This window comes from Streptomyces ochraceiscleroticus (genome assembly GCF_000720485.1).
GTDB classification, from domain to species: Bacteria; Actinomycetota; Actinomycetes; order Streptomycetales; family Streptomycetaceae; genus Streptomyces; species Streptomyces ochraceiscleroticus.
Genome location: NZ_JOAX01000011.1, coordinates 70,661 through 87,118 on the forward strand (window position 1 = coordinate 70,661; position 16,458 = coordinate 87,118).

17 protein-coding genes and 1 riboswitch are annotated in these 16,458 nt (G+C 72.5%); of the genes, 9 read left to right on the forward strand and 8 right to left on the reverse strand.

Features of this window, described 5'->3' with window-relative positions; all coding sequences use genetic code 11:
- Positions 1–8: 8 nt before the first annotated feature.
- Complete coding sequence (locus IG84_RS0115905; protein ID WP_031056828.1) at positions 9–815, reverse strand: alpha/beta fold hydrolase; 807 nt, start codon at positions 813–815, stop codon at positions 9–11.
- A gap of 119 nt (positions 816–934) precedes the next feature.
- On the opposite strand from IG84_RS0115905, the gene IG84_RS0115910 reads away from it, so the two are divergent.
- From IG84_RS0115910 to IG84_RS0115920, 3 genes are all read left to right on the forward strand, one after another.
- Positions 935–2,377 carry an aminotransferase-like domain-containing protein gene (locus tag IG84_RS0115910; protein ID WP_031056833.1) on the forward strand — a complete coding sequence of 481 codons (1,443 nt, stop codon included), beginning with the start codon at positions 935–937 and terminating at the stop codon, positions 2,375–2,377.
- Between the two features lie 98 nt (positions 2,378–2,475).
- The gene (locus IG84_RS0115915; protein ID WP_031056836.1) at positions 2,476–3,825 is read left to right on the forward strand and encodes a class II 3-deoxy-7-phosphoheptulonate synthase; all 1,350 of its coding nucleotides are present in this window, start codon (positions 2,476–2,478) and stop codon (positions 3,823–3,825) included.
- Between the two features lie 143 nt (positions 3,826–3,968).
- A complete protein-coding gene (locus tag IG84_RS0115920) occupies positions 3,969–4,274 on the forward strand; it encodes a (2Fe-2S)-binding protein (protein WP_078648879.1) in 306 nt (101 codons plus the stop codon).
- Positions 4,275–4,290: 16 nt separating this feature from the next.
- Here IG84_RS0115920 and bfr read toward each other — a convergent pair whose 3' ends face one another.
- Positions 4,291–4,767 (reverse strand): bacterioferritin, encoded by a 477-nt coding sequence (bfr, locus tag IG84_RS0115925; RefSeq protein WP_031056839.1) that lies wholly within the window; start codon positions 4,765–4,767, stop codon positions 4,291–4,293.
- Between the two features lie 156 nt (positions 4,768–4,923).
- Between bfr and IG84_RS0115930 the strand changes: the two genes are divergently transcribed.
- Positions 4,924–5,547 carry a sulfite oxidase-like oxidoreductase gene (locus IG84_RS0115930; RefSeq protein ID WP_031056841.1) on the forward strand — a complete coding sequence of 208 codons (624 nt, stop codon included), beginning with the start codon at positions 4,924–4,926 and terminating at the stop codon, positions 5,545–5,547.
- Between the two features lie 21 nt (positions 5,548–5,568).
- On the opposite strand, the gene IG84_RS0115935 is transcribed toward IG84_RS0115930, so the two are convergent.
- The 6 genes from IG84_RS0115935 to thiO all read right to left on the reverse strand — a co-directional run bounded on the left by IG84_RS0115935 (position 5,569) and on the right by thiO (position 11,576).
- On the reverse strand, positions 5,569–6,051 hold the full coding sequence (locus IG84_RS0115935) for a DUF4396 domain-containing protein (protein ID WP_031056843.1): 483 nt from the start codon (positions 6,049–6,051) through the stop codon (positions 5,569–5,571).
- 69 nt (positions 6,052–6,120) lie between these two features.
- A complete protein-coding gene (locus IG84_RS0115940; protein WP_031056847.1) occupies positions 6,121–7,023 on the reverse strand; it encodes a deoxyribonuclease IV in 903 nt (300 codons plus the stop codon).
- 49 nt (positions 7,024–7,072) lie between these two features.
- The gene (pknB, locus tag IG84_RS0115945; RefSeq protein WP_031056850.1) at positions 7,073–9,055 is read right to left on the reverse strand and encodes a Stk1 family PASTA domain-containing Ser/Thr kinase; all 1,983 of its coding nucleotides are present in this window, start codon (positions 9,053–9,055) and stop codon (positions 7,073–7,075) included.
- 170 nt (positions 9,056–9,225) lie between these two features.
- Positions 9,226–10,080, reverse strand: coding sequence for a thiazole synthase (locus IG84_RS0115950; RefSeq protein ID WP_031056854.1), 855 nt, complete (start codon positions 10,078–10,080; stop codon positions 9,226–9,228).
- A gap of 9 nt (positions 10,081–10,089) precedes the next feature.
- Positions 10,090–10,356 carry a sulfur carrier protein ThiS gene (thiS, locus tag IG84_RS0115955; RefSeq protein WP_051861770.1) on the reverse strand — a complete coding sequence of 89 codons (267 nt, stop codon included), beginning with the start codon at positions 10,354–10,356 and terminating at the stop codon, positions 10,090–10,092.
- On the reverse strand, positions 10,353–11,576 hold the full coding sequence (gene thiO, locus IG84_RS0115960) for a glycine oxidase ThiO (protein WP_031056859.1): 1,224 nt from the start codon (positions 11,574–11,576) through the stop codon (positions 10,353–10,355). Before thiO ends, thiS begins: the two co-directional genes overlap by 4 nt.
- Positions 11,573–11,687, reverse strand: a riboswitch (TPP riboswitch). Its footprint overlaps the gene before it by 4 nt.
- Positions 11,688–11,815: 128 nt before the next feature.
- Here thiO and IG84_RS0115965 point away from each other — a divergent pair.
- From IG84_RS0115965 to IG84_RS0115985, 5 genes are all read left to right on the forward strand, one after another.
- Positions 11,816–13,063, forward strand: a complete 1,248-nt coding sequence (locus tag IG84_RS0115965) for an NAD(P)/FAD-dependent oxidoreductase (protein ID WP_031056862.1) — start codon at positions 11,816–11,818, stop codon at positions 13,061–13,063.
- A 91-nt stretch (positions 13,064–13,154) separates the two neighbouring features.
- Positions 13,155–13,520 (forward strand): Rv2175c family DNA-binding protein, encoded by a 366-nt coding sequence (locus tag IG84_RS0115970; RefSeq protein ID WP_031056864.1) that lies wholly within the window; start codon positions 13,155–13,157, stop codon positions 13,518–13,520.
- A gap of 82 nt (positions 13,521–13,602) precedes the next feature.
- The gene (gene thiE / locus IG84_RS0115975; RefSeq protein ID WP_031056867.1) at positions 13,603–14,253 is read left to right on the forward strand and encodes a thiamine phosphate synthase; all 651 of its coding nucleotides are present in this window, start codon (positions 13,603–13,605) and stop codon (positions 14,251–14,253) included.
- Positions 14,254–14,439: 186 nt separating this feature from the next.
- Positions 14,440–15,357, forward strand: coding sequence for a methylenetetrahydrofolate reductase [NAD(P)H] (metF, locus tag IG84_RS0115980; RefSeq protein ID WP_030256589.1), 918 nt, complete (start codon positions 14,440–14,442; stop codon positions 15,355–15,357).
- Positions 15,358–15,393: 36 nt separating this feature from the next.
- Entirely contained in the window at positions 15,394–16,455 is a 1,062-nt protein-coding gene (locus IG84_RS0115985; protein ID WP_031056870.1) for a hypothetical protein, read from the forward strand.
- Positions 16,456–16,458 lie beyond the last annotated feature (3 nt).

Genomic DNA, 16,458 nt, shown 5'->3' on the forward strand with positions numbered 1-16,458 from the left:
TGTGCACCCTACCCGATGCTCCTGCGCAGCAGCTCCGCGAGCGCGGCGTTGAAGACACCGGGCCGTTCCAGGTTCGGCATGTGGGCCGCGCCCTCGACGACCGTGAGGACGGAGTCCGGGAGGCGGTCGTGCAGGTACTGGGCATCGGCGAGTGGCGTGTAGGTGTCCTCGCTGCCGACCACGACGAGGGCGGGGACGGTGATCCGGGGGAGCAGGGCTGTGTAGTCGGGGCGCTCGGCCCGGCCCCGCAGCGCGGCGGCCGCTCCTTCGGGCGACGTGCCGCGCATCATGTGGCGGACGTGCGCGGCCACATCGGGGCGGTCGGCGATCGTCCGAGGCTCGATCATCTTGTCCAGCACCTCGTCGGCGTACGGGGTCAGGCCCTCGTGCAGCAGCCGGTCGGCGAGGGTGTGGCGCCACTTCCTGCCGTCCTCGGTCTCGGCGGGCGCCGAGGTGTCGGCGAGCAGGAGACCCCGTACGCGCGCGGGGAAGAGGCGGCAGAAGTCGAGTGCGATCTGGCCGCCCATGGACAGTCCGCCGAGTACGACGGGCTCGTCGACACCGAGATGGTCCAGGAGCGCGGCGAGGTCGCGCGAGAAGTCCGCGAGCCCGTCGAGCGGGCCCGTGGCCGGGGAGCCGCCGTACCCGCGCAGGTCGGGAACGACGACGCGGAATCCGTTGCCGGCCAGGAAGGCGGTCTGCGGCGCCCACATGGTCCGGTCGAAGGGGTGGCCGTGCACCAGGAGCACCGGCGGCCCCTCGCCCCGGTCCTCGTACGCGATCCGTACGCCGCCGTCCAGCTCCGCGATGCCCATGGCAACTCGCCCCTCCCGTATGCCTGTTGAGGCATGTGCCTCTTGACGGCTCGATGCTATGGCGCGCACAATCTCGGTGCAATAAAAACATTGCTCTCGGTGCAATATGGGGGATTCCTATGGCCGGCACGGACGACTATCTGCGCGTCGCGGACGCCGTCGCGGCCGACATCGCCGCGGGGCGGCTGCGCCCCGGCGACCGGCTCGCGACCCAGCGCGCCTTCGCCCGTACGCACGGCATCGCCAACTCCACCGCGCACCGGGTCTACCGCGAGCTGGCCCGCCGCGGCCTGACCGTCGGCGAGGTCGGCCGCGGTACGTTCGTCCGGGCCGCCCAGCACGCCCCCGGCCCCGCGCTCGCCGAGCCCGCGGCCCCGGACGCCGGGACCCGCGTCAATCTGGAGCTGAACTACCCGGTCGTGCCCGAGCAGGCCGCACTGCTCGCCGAGGGGATGGCCCCGCTGCTCCGCCCGGACGCGCTCGACGCGGCCCTGCGGCCCCTCGGCCCGGCCGGCCACCCGGCCGCCCGTGCCGCGGCCGCCGCGCTCCTCACCCGTACCGGCTTCACTCCCGACCCCGACCGGATCCTCTTCGCAGGCAACGGGCGGCACGCGGTGGCCGGGGCGGTGGCCGCGCTGGTCCCGCCGGGCGGCCGCCTCGGCGTCGAGGCGCACACATATCCGCTGGTCAAGTCCATCGCGGCGCGGATCGGAGTGACCCTCGTGCCGCTCGCCATGGACGCGCACGGGCTGCGTCCCGAGGCCGTGCGGGCCGCTCACCGCTCGGCTCCGCTGCACGCGGTCTATCTCCAGCCCACGCTGCACAATCCGCTCGGCGTGACCATGCCGGCCCCGCGCCGTGTCGAGCTGTCCGACACCCTCCGCGAGCTGGACCTGTGGGCCGTGGAGGACGCGATCTGGTCGTTCCTGGACGAAGACCCGGTCCCGGCGGCACCCGGCAGCTCGGCGGCCGGGCCCGTCCCGCCGCAGGCCGGGCCGGCCGCGCCGCCTCCGCTCGCCGCCCTGGCCCCCGAGCGGACCGTCCTCGTCGACAGCCTCTCCAAGCGGCTGGCCCCGGGGCTGACCGTCGGCCTCGTGCTCCCGCCCGCCGCCCGCCGGGACGCCGTCGCCTCCGCGCTGCGGTCCGGTGGCTGGACCGCCACCGGCTTCGCGCTGGAGGCCGCGACCCGCTGGCTGGCCGACGGCACGGTGGACCGCATCGTGCGGGCCAAGCGCCGGGACGCGGCGGAGCGGCAGGCCCTGGTCCGCAGGCACCTCGACGGATTCGCCGTCAGCGCCGACCCGCGCTCCTATTTCGCCTGGTGGGAGCTGCCGGAGGGGTGGCGGGCCGAGAGCTTCCTCGCGGCCGCGGCACGGCGCGGCATCGCCGTCACCCCGGGCACCGCCTTCGCGGTCGCCCCCGAGGGCACGCAGGGGACGGCGCCCGCACCGCACGCCGTACGCCTGGCCCTGGCGGGCGCGCCGCCGGACCTGCTGCCGTACGCGCTCACCACCCTGGCGGCCGTGGCCCGCGGCACCCCGGAGGACGCGTTCCCGGAGTGAGCCGCGTGGTGACCGGGGGCGGCGTGTCCCGTGTGGGCCCTGTCTCATACTGCGGTCGGCGTACTGGACGCCCGCGAAGACCCCGTAATGTTGACGAGGTGACCGTGAACGCTGAAATCCACGCCGGTGGCAACACCTGGCGAGACCTGCCCGCGGCGCAGCAGCCTGACTGGCCGGACCAAGAGGCTCTGCGCGATGTGATCGCGGAGCTCGAGTCCTATCCGCCGCTCGTCTTCGCGGGCGAGTGCGACCAGCTGCGTGAGCGCCTGGGAGCCGTCGCCCGTGGTGAGGCGTTCCTGCTGCAGGGCGGCGACTGCGCCGAGGCGTTCGACGCGGTATCGGCCGAGCACATCCGCAACAAGCTCAAGACGCTGCTCCAGATGGGCGCCGTCCTCACGTACGCCGGGTCCGTGCCCGTCGTCAAGGTCGGCCGGATCGCCGGCCAGTACAGCAAGCCGCGCTCCAAGCCGACCGAGACCCGCGACGGCGTGACGCTGCCGACGTACCGCGGCGACTCCGTCAACGGCTTCGAGTTCACCGAGGCGGCCCGGATCCCGGACCCCCAGCGCCTGAAGCGGATGTACCACGCCTCCGCCGCGACGCTGAACCTCGTGCGCGCCTTCACCACCGGCGGCTACGCCGACCTGCGCCAGGTGCACGCCTGGAACCAGGACTTCGTGAAGTCCTCGCCCTCGGGGCAGCGCTATGAGGCGCTGGCGCGCGAGATCGACCGGGCGATGAACTTCATGAACGCCTGCGGGGTGGACCCGGAGGAGTTCAGGACCGTCGAGTTCTACGCCTCGCACGAGGCGCTGGTGCTGGACTACGAGACGGCGCTGACCCGTACGGACTCGCGCACCGGCAAGCTGTACGACGTTTCCGGCCACATGCTGTGGATCGGCGAGCGCACCCGGCAGCTCGACCACGCGCACATCGAGTTCGCCGCCCAGGTGCGCAACCCGATCGGCGTAAAGCTCGGCCCGACGACGACGCCCGAGGACGCCCTCGCGCTCATCGACCGGCTGGACCCGGACCGCGAGCCGGGCCGGCTGACCTTCATCACCCGGATGGGCGCGGACAAGATCCGCGACAAGCTGCCCACGCTGGTGGAGAAGGTCACCGCCTCGGGCGCGCAGGTCGCGTGGATCAGCGACCCGATGCACGGCAACACCTTCGAGGCCGCCTCCGGTCACAAGACCCGGCGCTTCGATGACGTGCTGGACGAGGTCAAGGGCTTCTTCGAGGTCCACAAGTCGCTGGGTACGCACCCGGGCGGCATCCACGTCGAGCTCACCGGTGACGACGTCACGGAGTGCGTGGGCGGCGGCGACGAGATCTTCGTCGACGACCTGCACCAGCGGTACGAGACGGCCTGCGACCCCCGGCTGAACCGCAGCCAGTCGCTGGACCTGGCATTCCTGGTCGCGGAGATGTACCGGGACCAGTAGACGGGCGCGTAGACGCGAAGTGGGGCGCGGATCCTGTGATCCGCGCCCCACTGCGTTGTTAAGCGCCCGCCATGGCGGGTAAGGTAAGGGTAACCTCACTCAAGATCATCCGAAGCTACGGGAAAGGTACGGGGGTGAACCGCGTGTACGTCTGCTCGTGCTTCGGCATCACCGAGGAGCAGGTGCGTGAGCACGCGGGGACGGGCGCCTGCACGCCGCGCCAGATCGCCTCCGCCTGCAAGGCCGGCACCGACTGCGGCGGCTGCGTACGCCGCATACAGGCCCTCCTCGGTCGGGGGAGCTGCCCCCGCCGCACGCTGATCGACCAGGGGGACGCGGCGCCGCTGGCCGCCGATCCGGCGGAACCGGCCGCGTCCGGGACGTCCGTCGCCGAGCCGGCCGCACCCGAGATCGTCGAGCCGCCCGCCCGGTACCCCGAAGCCGCCTGAGCGCTCCCGCGGCCCGTCAGCTCGGCTGTTCGACGAGCTGCGCGATGTACAGCGGCTCCCCGAGCTTCTCCACCAGCTCCAGCTGGGTGTCGAGGTAGTCGATGTGGTGCTCCTCGTCGGCGAGGATGCTCTCGAAAATATTGGCCGACGTGATGTCGCCCTTGTTGCGCATGACCTCGATGCCGCGCCGCAGCCGGTCGATGGCCTCGGCCTCGATCTGCCGGTCCGCCTGGAACATCTCGGTGACCGTCTGGCCGATGCGGACATGGAAGAGCCGCTGGTAGTTGGGCAGGCCCTCCAGGAAGAGGATCCGGTCGGTGAGGATCTCCGCGTGCTTCATCTCGTCGAACGACTCGGACCGGGTGTACTTGGCGAGCTTGGGCCACCCGTTGTTCTCCTGCATCTTTGCGTGCAGGAAGTACTGATTGATCGCGGTCAGCTCGGCGGTCAGCTGCTCGTTGAGGAACTCGATGACCTCGGGGTCTCCCTGCATGACTGCGGGGCTCCTTCCACACGTCGACTGAACAGGTGCCGGGCATCCTTGCACCGGGGCGCGCGGAGCGTCCAGTAAGTGCACGCTTAGTGGGAGTTGCCCGAATCAGTCCCGCCCTGGTCATCAGCACCCCTTCCGGTCTGACACCATGGAGGCATGGGTCAGCCGGATAGCCGCGAAGAGGAGCCTCCACAGCTTCCTCCGGGGCAGCGTCTGCAGCGCGGGTGGCCGGTCACGCACTACGGGCCCGTCCCCAAGTTCCGCCCCGAGCGCTGGGAATTCCGGGTGTTCGGCGCCACGGCCGACGGTGACAAGCACTGCTGGACGCACGAGGAATTCACCTCGCTGCCGTATGCCACCGTCGTCGCCGACATGCACTGCGTGACGAAGTTCAGCGTGCTGGGTGCCGAATGGGGCGGGGTGTTGACGCGTACGGTGCTCGACCTGGCGCCGCCGGCCCCTGATGTCACTCATGTGATGGTCTGGGCCGAGTACGGATTCAGCTCGAACATGCCCCTGGCGGACTTCGCGGACGAGCGCTGCCTGTTCGCCGGCCACCGGGACGGTGAACTGCTCACCGCGGAGCACGGTTTCCCCGTACGGCTCATCGTGCCGCACCTCTATGCCTGGAAGGGGCCGAAGTGGGTGCGCGGCATCGAGTACATGACGGCGGACCGCCGCGGCTTCTGGGAGGAGCGCGGCTACCACAACCTCGGTGACCCGTGGCGCGAGCAGCGCTACTCCTACCAGGAGGAGCCGGGCGACGGTCCGGAGCTCTGAGCCCCCTACCCCTCGGCGGTATCAGTGGTACTGGTGCACCACGGCGTGCCCCTTGCCGCGCCCGATCATCCACTTGTTGACGGGTGTGGTCACCAGGAACGCCAGGACCAGCGAGAACGCCAGCGTCCCCCAGAACAGCCACTCCGACAGGTGCGCGTCCATCGCGCCCGGCACGAGCGCGATCACGCCGTTGTCGATGAGCTCCATGACCGCGATCGAGAGGGTGTCGGCGGCCAGCGCGACCTTGACGGCCGCCTTGAAGTCGAGACCGGCCTTCAGGACGCCGCGCAGCGTGAGTGAGTAGCCGAAGACGAACGCCAGGGCGATGGCCAGGATCATCGTCGGCACGTTGTGCCAGCCCAGCGCGGTGCCGATGACCATGCCGAGGATCTCGCCGATCGCGCAGCCGGTGAGGCAGTGCAGCGTGGCCTTGGCCGCCATGGCCCAGCCGGCCGGCGCGGGTGCCGTGTGGTGATGCTCGGCGTGTACGTGCTGGTGCTGCATGGGAGCCCCCATCCAGGAAGGAACGGTTCCTGCCGAGAACAGGAACCGTATACCCCCCTGGGGTATTCCTCAAGAGATCTCGGGCGTGTCCCCGCTGTCCCGCAGCACCTTCAGGCGCGCGACGTCCGCCGCGTGGCCCTCCTTGCCGCCCGGCGTCTCGATGACCAGCGGCGCGCCCGCGGTCGCCGGGTGCCGGAACAGCTCGCGGAACGGCTCGGCGCCGATGTGGCCGGACCCGATGTTCTCGTGACGGTCCTTGTGCGCCCCGGCCACGTCCTTGGAGTCATTGGCGTGGATCAGCTTCAGGCGGCCCTCGCCCGCGACATCCACCAGCTCGTCCAGCAGCGCCTTCGTGCCGCCGGGCGCCGCCATGTCGTGCCCGGCCGCGAACGCGTGGCAGGTGTCCAGGCAGAGGCCCGCACGCGGGTGCCGGTCCAGCGCGTCCAGGTACGGCCCGAGATCCTCCGCCAGCGAGCACAGCGAGGCACCCTGCCCGGCCGTCGACTCCAGCAGCAGCCACGGGTCGTCGTCGTGGGTCAGCTCGTCCAGCAGCGGCAGCATGTACTCGTGTACCTGCGCCAGCGCCGTGGCGCGCTCCCGCCCGCCGGTCGCCGAGCCGGTGTGCACGACCACGCCGAGCGCCCCGATCTCGCGGCCGCGCCGCAGCGAGTGCCGCAGCGACTCCACCGACTTCTCGACCGTCACCGCGTTGTGCGACCCGAAGTTGATCAGGTACGGCGCGTGCACGTACGCGGGGATGTCACGCTCCGCGCAGGCCGTACGGAAGGCCTCGTCCTGCATCGGATTGCCGGGCGGGGTCGCCCAGCCGCGCGGGTTCGCGACGAAGACCTGGACGGACTCGCCGCCGATCTCCTGGGCGTACGGGATGCCGACCTTGGCGAGACCGCCGGCCACGGGGACGTGGCCGCCGATCGGATTGCGCTCACGGGCGCGCTGCGGAGAAGTGCTCACACCGTCAAGGGTGCCAGGCGGCCGGGCCTCCCCGGCTGTCAGGTACGCCTCACAGCTTGCTGTCCAGGGTGATGGTGATCGTGCTGCCCTTCGGGGCGGTGTCACCGGCGTCCACGGACTGGCCGCCGACCGTGTCCGTCGGGAAGAAGAACGGCTTCTTCACCTCGACCTCGAAGCCCGCGGCGGTCAGCACCTGCTTAGCGTCGTCCACCTGCTGGCCCTCGACGTCCGGCACCTCGACCATCTGCGGCCCCTTGGACAGCGTGAGCGTCACCGTGTCCCCCTCGCCCAGCCGCTCGCCCGCCGTCGGGGACTGCCGCGCGATCGCGCCCTTGTCCTCTTCCGAGTACACCGGCGCCGCGGCGAACTTCACGTGGAAGCCCTCTTCCCGCAGCTCCGCCGCCGCGTCCGAACGGTCGTCGCCGACCACGTCCGGCACGTCGATCGCGCTGCCCCGGCTGACGGTCAGCGCCACCGCCGTACCGGGCCGCCGCTTGGCCCCCGCGTCCGGGTCCGTACGGATCACCGACCCCTTGGCCACCTCGTCGCTGAACGCCCTGCGCTCGGTCCCCGGGGTCAGCCCCTGGTCCCGCAGCTTGCGCTTGGCGTCGGCGACCGGAGTACCGGACAGGTCCGGCACGGAGACGATGTCCGGGCCCTTGGAGAGCGTCACGGTGACCGTGCCGGTACCCCGGATGCGCTGCCCGTTCTCCGGGTCGGTGGAGATCACGTGGCCGCGCTTCACGGTGGAGCTGTACGCCCGCCGCACCTTCACGTCCAGGCCCGCGCCGTGCAGCGTCCGCTCGGCCTTGGCCTGCGTCATGTCCAGCACCGTCGGCACGGTCGTGAACTGGCCGGTGGTGACGTACCAGACGCCGGTGCCCGCGAGCAGCGCGGCCAGCAGCGCGAGGACGACGACGAGCGTCCTGCGGCGCGGCGCCCGGGCGGTCTCCGCGCCCCGTACGCCGCCCGCTGCCCCCGTGGGCAGCCGGCCCGTCGTCCCGTCCGCGGCCGGCGGCATCTCAAGGCGGGTGGTGTGGCCCGCCGTGTCATCGGCGGCGTCGGCCACCTCGGGCAGCGAGAGCTGTACCGCGGCCGCGCGCTGGATCACGCTCGTACGGTCCTCGGCGCCGGCCGGCCCGGTCGCGGCCTTCGCCTGCGGCGGCACCGTGTCCAGCTGCTCGTCCGTAAGCGCGGCGCGCGCGTTACGGGCCAGCGCGAGCAGCGTGACGGCGTCCTGCGGGCGCACCTCGGGGTTGCGCGCGGTGGCCTCGACGACCAGGTCGTCCAGCTCGGGCGGCAGCCCCGGTACGAGCGCGGACGGTGCCGGCACGTCCTCGTGGAGGTGCTGGTAGAGCACCTGGGCCGGGGTGCCGCCGCCGTGCGGCTTGCTGCCGGTGAGCATCTCGTAGAGGGCCACGCCACAGGCGTAGACGTCGGCGCGGGTGTCCGCGCTGCCGTCCTCGATCTGCTCGGGCGCCAGGTAGGAGACGGTGCCCAGCACCGTGCCGGTGGTGGCCGTCGTATTGGTGTCGACCGCGCGGACCAGGCCGAAGTCGGCGACCTTGACCCGGCCGTCGTCCCCGATCAGCACGTTCTCCGGCTTCATGTCGCGGTGCACCATGCCCGCCCGGTGTGCCGAGCCCAGTGCCGCGAGGATCGGCTCCAGGATGTCCAGCGCGGCGCGCGGCTGCAGGGCGCCGCGCTCGCGCAGCACGTCCCGGAGGGTGCAGCCCGCGACGTACTCCATGGCGAGGTACACGTACGTGCCGTCGGTGCCCTGGTCGAACACGCCGACCACGTTCGGGTGCGACAGCCGGGCCACCGACTTCGCCTCCCGGATGAAGCGCTCGACGAAGGAGGCGTCGGCGGCCAGTGCGGGGTGCATCACCTTCAGGGCGAGCACACGGTCCAGCCGGGTGTCGACGGCGCGGTAGACCGTCGCCATCCCGCCGGTGGCGATGCGCGCCTGGACGCGGTAGCGGCCGTCGAGCAGCTGTCCGACCAGGGGGTCCTGAAGGGTGGTATCCACGGCAGACGAGTCTACGAGGGACTGTCCACCGCCCTCATGCCCTCCGTGCCGTACGGGCCGGACTGCAGCCGAACGGTGACGGACGGAGGGGTGTGAAGCGCAGGTCGGGGCGCCGGTGGCGGGCCTTCCGGCGCCGCTGGCGGGCTTCCGGCGCCCCTGGCCGAGATGCCTCAGAAGGCGGGCCGCTCCGGGTCCAGCTCGGCCATTCCGGTGGCCGGCGAGGACGCCTCGGCGAAGTGGCGGCGCGGGATGCGGCCCGCCCGGTGGGCCAGCCGGCCCGCCTCGACCGCGTGCCGCATGGCGTGCGCCATCAGGACCGGCTCCTGCGCCCTGGTGACGGCCGAGGCCAGCATCACGGCGGCGCAGCCCAGCTCCATGGCCTGCGCGGCGTCCGAGGCGGTGCCGGCGCCCGCGTCCAGGATGACCGGCACCCCGGCCCGCTCGGTGATCAACTGGAAGTTGTGCGGGTTGCGGATGCCGAGCCCGGAGCCGATGGGGGAGCCCAGCGGCATGATCGCCGCGCAGCCCACGTCCTCCAGCTTCCGCGCGAGCACCGGGTCGTCGTTGGTGTACGGCAGGACCGTGAACCCGTCGTCGACCAGCGTCTCGGCCGCGTCCAGCAGCTCCACCGGGTCCGGCAGCAGGGTCCGCTCGTCGGCGACGACCTCCAGCTTCACCCAGTCCGTGCCGAGCGCCTCCCGGGCCAGCCGGGCCGTGAGCACGGCCTCGCCGGCTGTGTAGCAGCCCGCGGTGTTCGGCAGCGTACGGATGCCGTGCCGGTTCAGTACGGAGAGCACCGAGCCCTGCACGGTCGGGTCCAGCCGCCGCATCGCCACGGTGGTCAGCTCCGTACCGGAGGCCAGCAGCGCGCGCTCCATGATGTCCAGGCTCGGCGCGCCGCCGGTCCCCATGATCAGCCGGGACCGGAAGGCGGTACCGGCGATGACCAGCGGGTCGCCTTCGGGAGCCGCGCTCGGCGCCGCCTCGGGGGCGGCGGTCTCCTCGATGGTGTACGTATCGGCCATCTGGACGGATCAGCCTCCCTGGACTGCGGTGAGAACTTCGACGCGGTCCCCGTTGCCGAGCGGGGTCGCCGCCCACTGGCTGCGCGGGACGACCTCTTCGTTGACGGCGGCGGCGACCCCGCTGGCGGCGGTGGTCAGCGTGGCCACCAGCCGGTCGAGCGGCAGGCCGCCGGGGATCTCGCGCGGCTCGCCGTTCACGGAGACGGTGACGGGCGCGGCTACGGGGGCGGTGGGGCCGGCCCCGGATGCGGGGCCGGGTGCCTTCGAGGCGGTCATGCGGTCTGCTCCTGGAGTGCGGCGCGCTGCGGCGCCGGGACGGGGGCGGCTGCGGGCCCGAAGCGCAGCGGCGTGAAGGGCCGCGCCTCCTCGGGCAGCGCGCCGGTGGTCAGCGCGTGGGCCATGACGTCGCCGGTGACCGGCGTGAGCAGCACACCGTTGCGGAAGTGACCGGTGGCCAGCAGGAGGCCGGGCAGCGCGGTGGGGCCCAGCAGCGGCGCATTGTCGGGCGACCCGGGGCGCAGCCCGGCGATCGTCTCGGTCAGCGGCAGCTCGGTGATGCCCGGCACCAGCTCGTGCGCGTCGCGCAGCAGCTCGTAGACGCCGCCCGCGGTCACCGTGGTGTCCCAGCCCAGCTCCTCACTGGTGGCGCCGACGACCATGTCGCCGTTCTCGCGCGGCACCAGATAGAGCGGGCCGCCGCGCACCACGGCCCGCACGGTGCGGGACAGGAACGGGCCGTACGCGGCGGGGATCTTCAGCCGCAGCACCTGGCCCTTGACCGGCCGGACCGGCGGCCGTACGTGCTCGGGCACCCCGGCCAGCCGCCCGCTGAAGCTGCCCGCCGCCAGCACGACCTGCCCGGCCGGCAGCGCCGTGCCGTCAGTCAGCTCGATGCCGGTGGCCCGCTCCCCGGCCACCGTCAGCCGCCCGGCCCGCTCCCGTACGAACTCCACCCCGGCCCGCTCGCAGGCCGTCAGAAGGGCCGTCGCGAGCCGTCGCGGGTCGATCTGGTGGTCACCGTCCACCCGGAGCCCGCCGCGCACGCCCGGCGCGAGCATCGGTTCGAGCTTCCGGCACTCGCGGCCGGTCAGCCACTCCGAGTCCAGGCCGCAGCGGCGCTGCAGCGCGTGCAGCTCCCGCAGGTGGGCCCGGTCGTCGGCGTCCAGGGCCACGGCGAGCGTGCCGCACCGCCGGTGTCCCAAATCCTGGCCGCTCGCCTCGGCCAGCTCGGCGGCGAACGCCGGATAGCGCGCCGCGGAGTCGAGATTCAGCCCCAGGAGCGTTTCCTCGCCGTAGTGCAGCTCCGTGACGGCGGCCAGCATGCCGGCCGCGACCCGCGCAGCGCCGCCGCCCGGCTCCGGGTCCACGACCGTGGCGCGCAGGCCCCGCTGGGCCGCCCGCCAGGCCGTCACGAGCCCCATGAGACCGCCCCCGACGATCACCGCGTCGGGCCGTCCGGCAGCCGTCCCCGATGGTGTACGTGCAGGTGGATGCATAGGTGTCCAACCCCTCCCTTCGCCGGCATGACCCGGATCAGGTTCGTACGGTCGGAGGCCGCCGCAGCCTCCCTCTCAGCCCGGTGCGTCCGGGCTCCCGCGAGTACAAGTGCCGTCAGAGTAGTACGCGCGCAATACTCGCCGTAAGGGTGCTCTGCGCGGCCGGAGCGTGACCCTGTGTCAGAGATCTCGTCGCGAGGTGCTGAGTCCGGCCAGGGGGCGCGTCCTAGAGTGATCGAGTGAGCCAGCAGAGCAAGTACTCGCGGACCCCCGACCGCTCGCGCCGCGTCGTCATCGCCGGCGCGGGGATGGCGGGCGTGCAGACCGCCGTTGCCCTGCGCGAACAGGGCTGGCGCGGCACGATCACCCTGCTCGGCGCCGAACCGCACCCGCCCTACGACCGGCCGCCGCTCTCCAAGGCGGTGCTGCTCGGCAAGGCGGACGGCTCGGCCTTCGACGTCGACTTCGCCTCCCTCGGGATCGAGCTGGTGCTCGGCAGGAGCGTCACCGGGCTCGCCGCCGACGCCCATGAGGTGCTGACCGACGCCGGCCCGGTGCCCTACGACCGGCTGGTCATTGCCACCGGGGCGGAGGCGATAACCCTCCCGGGCAGCGAGGGCGTACCGGGTGTGCACGTGCTGCGCACCCTGGACGACGCCGAGCGGCTGCGCCCGGTACTGGCCGCACAGCAGCGCATCGTGGTCGTCGGCGCGGGCTGGATCGGCGCGGAGTTCACCACCGCGGCCCGCGAGACCGGCTGCGAGGTCACCGTCGTGGAGGCCGCCGACCGCCCGCTGGCCGGCGCGCTGCCCGAAGAGGTCGCCGCCCACATGGCCCGCTGGTACGCCGACGCGGGCGCCACGCTCCGTACCGGGACCAGAGTCGCCGCGGTACAGGACGGCGCCGTCCTGCTCGCCGACGGCACATCGCTGCCCGCGGACGCCGTGGTGATCGGCATCGGCTCGCGCTGCGCCACGGACTGGCTGGCCGGCTCCGGTGTCGAGCTGTGCGAGGACCGCTCCGTACGGGCCGACGAGCGGCTGCGCACCTCGGTGCCCGATGTGTACGCGGTCGGTGACTGCGCCTCCTTCCCGTCCGCGCGCTACGGCCGCCGGCTCCTGGTGCACCACTGGGACAACGCCCTTCAGGGGCCGCGCACGGTCGCCTCGAACATCGCCCGGTGCGAGGTGGAGGGCACGGTGTACGACCCCGTGCCCTATTTCTGGTCGGAGCAGTTCGGCCGGTTCGTCCAGTGCGCCGGGTACCACGGCGTCGCCGACGAGCTGGTCTGGCGCGGGGACCCGGCGAGCGCGGCCTGGACGGTGCTGTGGCTGCGGGAGGGCGCGCTGGTGTCGCTGCTGGCCGTGGGGCGGCCGCGCGACCTGGCGCAGGGGCGCAAGCTCATCGAGCGGGGCGCGCTGCTGGACCGGACGGCCGCGGCGGACGCCTCGGTACCCCTGAAATCGGCTGCGGCGCAGGCGGTTTAGCAGCAGCGCGGCCGCCCCGTGTGGCCGGTGGTGTGCACTGATGGCGATGCCCGGCTACCGACTGTCAGTGGGGGATGGCACGCTTGGGGGTGTGACCGAGATTGACGCAAAGATCGATGGACTGGTTTCCGCCTGGCTCACCCTCCCCGACATCGCCGAGGAATTCGGCGTCGAGGTGACGCGAGTCCGGCAGCTGGTCAAGGAGGGCCAGCTGATCGCGATGCGCCGCGGTGAGAACAGGGCCCTCCATGTGCCGGCCGAGTTCATCAAGGAAGGCAAGGTCGTCAAGGGCCTGGTGGGGACGCTCACGCTCCTCCGGGACGACGGCTTCACCGACGAAGAGATGCTGGAGTGGCTGTTCACCGCGGATGAGACCCTGCCGGGGACGCCCGCGCAGGCGCTGCGCGAGAATCGCGGCACGGAGGTGAAGCGCCGGGCACAGGCGCTCGCCGTCTGACACACCCGCCACCACCGCCGCAACCGAAGGGCGTACGGCCCGGCCCGGCCCGGTCCGTACGCCCCGTCTGGGGGAAGACCCGATGAGCACCGCACGACAGGCCCTGTCCGACGCCCGCCTCTACCTGTGCACGGGGGCCCGCAAGGAGCAGGGCGACCTGCCGCAGTTCCTGGACGCGGTGCTCTCCTCGGGCGTGGACATCGTGCAGCTCCGCGACAAGGGCATGGAGGCCGGCGAGGAGCTGGCGCACCTGGAGGTCTTCGCGGACGCCTGCCGGCGGCACGGCAAGCTCCTCGCGGTCAACGACCGGGCGGACGTCGCGCACGCCATCGGCTCCGACGTGCTCCACCTCGGACAGGGCGACCTGCCGGTCCCCGCGGCGCGCGCCATCCTCGGCGAGGACGTCCTGATAGGCCGGTCCACGCACGCCGAGGCGGAGGTGGACGCCGCCCTCACCGAGCCGGGCGTGGACTACTTCTGCACCGGCCCCTGCTGGCCCACCCCGACCAAGCCGGGCCGACACGCCCCAGGCCTGGACCTCGTGCGGTACACCGCGGCGCAGCGCCCCGACCGTCCCTGGTTCGCGATCGGCGGGATCGACGCGGGCAATCTGGACGAGGTGCTGGCGGCGGGCGCCCGCAGGGTCGTGGTGGTGCGCGCGCTCACCGAGGCAGCCGACCCCGGCGCGGCGGCGGCCGAGCTGGCGAAGCGGATCCGCGCGTACGAAGCGTGACGCGGGCGAAGCGTGACGCGGCGGCACACCCCGTGTGACTCCCTGCGTACAGGGGGTTGCGGCGCCCCGGGCCGGTGAGCAGTGGTCTGACGTGAAGTGTCCGACTGGTGAACAGGAAACCGGCAAACCGGGGCATAGCGCCGGGCATGGTTGGGGGCCTGCCTGGCCGGTGGTTAACCTGCCGGTATGGCCCTAGGTACAGCTTCCACCAGGACTGACCGCGCGCGTACGGTGCGCGAACTGCTCGCTTCCGGCAAGCGGTCCTATTCGTTCGAGTTCGCCGCCCCGAAGACCGAGAAGGGCGAGCGGACCCTGTGGAAGGCCATTCGCCGGATCGAGGCCGTCGCCCCGACCTTCGTGTCGGTGACCTACGGCGCCGGCGGCACCTCCCGTGAGGGCACCGTCCGGGCCACCGAGCGGATCGCCACGGACACCACGCTCACCCCGGTCGCGCACCTGACCGCGGTCAACCACTCCATCGCGGACCTGCGCAACATCATCGGCCAGTACGCCGACGCCGGCATCCGCAACATGCTCGCGCTGCGCGGCGACCCGCCCGGCGACCCGCTGGGCGAGTGGGTGCGCCACCCCGAGGGCATCGCGTACGCCGCCGACCTGGTCAGGCTCATCAAGGAGTCCGGCGACTTCTGCGTGGGCGTCGCGGCCTTCCCCGAGATGCACCCGCGCTCCACCGACTGGGACACCGACATCCGGCACTTCGTGGACAAGTGCCGTGCGGGCGCCGACTTCGCGATCACCCAGATGTTCTTCTACGCGGAGGACTATCTGCGTCTTCGTGACAGGGTGGCCGCCGCCGGTTGCGAAACGCCGATCATCCCGGAGATCATGCCGGTCACGAACGTCCGGCAGATCGAGCGGTTCGCGCAGCTCAGCAATGCGGCTTTCCCGCCCGAGCTGGCGGAACGCATCCTGGCCGTCAAGGACGATCCCGCGGCGGTACGCTCCATTGGTATCGAGTACGCCACGGAGCTGTGTGCACGCTTGACCGCCGAGGGCATTCCGGGGTTGCACTTCATTACCCTGAACCACTCCACGGCGACGCTGGAAATCTACGAGAATCTGGGTCTGCACCAGCAGACCTGACCACGGTGGCCCACAGCGGCGGAAACAGGGGCGTACATGGGCTGGACGATCCTCTACCTCGCATTCGGCATCGTGGCGCTATGGCTGCTTGGCGAGGTCCTGCTGCAGTACAAGGCCCGGCTCCGCTGGCGGCTGCTGGCCTTCTTCGGCTTCCTCGGCGTCGTCATCGGCGTGGTCCTGCCGTCCATCGTGGTCATCGCGGTCGGCGCGATCGCCTTCGCGGTGGGCCAGACCTACGTCACGCTCTCCTTCCGGCGCGGCTTCACGATGGGCTGGGCCCTCGAGGCCGGCCGGCCCCGGGTGAGCCGACGGCGGCGCCCGGGCGGCCGGGGGACCGCCGAGCCGGTCCCGGAGGCCGCCGGCGCGGTCTTCGACCCGGCGGCCGGCCCGTTCCCCGACGACGACGGGCACGCCCCGCAGGAGGCCGGTGACGGCCACGGCACCGAGGGCCACCACGCCGATGACTACGGCCCGCAGGCCGGGTACGCCGGTGCCGCCGGCTACTCGCCCGACGCCGTCGCGGCCTCGTACACGGACGCCTACGACGCCCGCCCGGACGCTTACGCCGACCCGTACGGCACGGACGCCACCCGGAGCGAGCCGGTCTACGCCCCGCAGCCGCTGCCGGACGAGACCGGCCAGTACGGCATCTACAGCACCGACGCCCGGCCCGGACAGCATCCGCAGGACCCCTACGGCGGCTACTACGAGCCCGCCGCCGCCCATGACGGCTACGCCGCCGATCCCTACGGCGGTTACGGCGGCGGCCCGGCCGGCCACGCCGATCCGTACGCGGGCCAGGACCCGTACGGCGCGCCGTACGACCCCTACGCGCAGTACCCGCCCGCCGACCCCTACGGCGGGCAGGACCCCTACGGCCACGGCGGCCAGGTCCCGCCGCAGTACGGCGGGGGCTACGACGGCCAGCACTACGGCGCGGGCCCGGAGACCCCGCCCGGCGGCGTCTGGGTCCCCCAGCAGCGCGCGGGCGGCGAGCTCCCGCCCGAAGAGCCCCCGCACCAGCCCGAATACCAGCCGGAGCACCAGGGCTACGGCTATCCGCAGCAGGGGTACGACGGGCAGCAGTACCGGTACTGAGGG